This window comes from Anoxybacillus sp. MB8 (assembly GCF_011006755.1).
Lineage (GTDB): Bacteria > Bacillota > Bacilli > Bacillales > Anoxybacillaceae > Anoxybacillus > Anoxybacillus gonensis.
In genome coordinates this window covers 1-313 of the sequence record NZ_RXXX01000172.1, presented here as the reverse complement: position 1 = coordinate 313, position 313 = coordinate 1, and the positions used below count along the sequence as shown (strand labels likewise).

The following is a 313-nucleotide window of genomic DNA, read 5'->3' as shown; positions in this document are numbered from 1 at the left end:
GACCGATAGTGAACCAGTACCGTGAGGGAAAGGTGAAAAGCACCCCGGGAGGGGAGTGAAAGAGAACCTGAAACCGTGTGCCTACAAGTAGTCAGAGCCCGTTTATGGGTGATGGCGTGCCTTTTGTAGAATGAACCGGCGAGTTACGATCTCGTGCGAGGTTAAGTCGAAAAGACGGAGCCGTAGCGAAAGCGAGTCTGAATAGGGCGTATAGTACGAGGTCGTAGACCCGAAACCAGGTGATCTACCCATGTCCAGGGTGAAGGTAGGGTAATACCTACTGGAGGCCCGAACCCACGCACGTTGAAAAGTG

At 53.4% G+C, this 313-nt stretch carries 1 rRNA gene; it reads left to right on the top strand.

Annotation, left to right across the window (positions count from 1 at the left end):
- Positions 1 to 313: ribosomal RNA gene (locus EKC99_RS15740) — 23S ribosomal RNA — on the top strand; the annotation flags it as partial.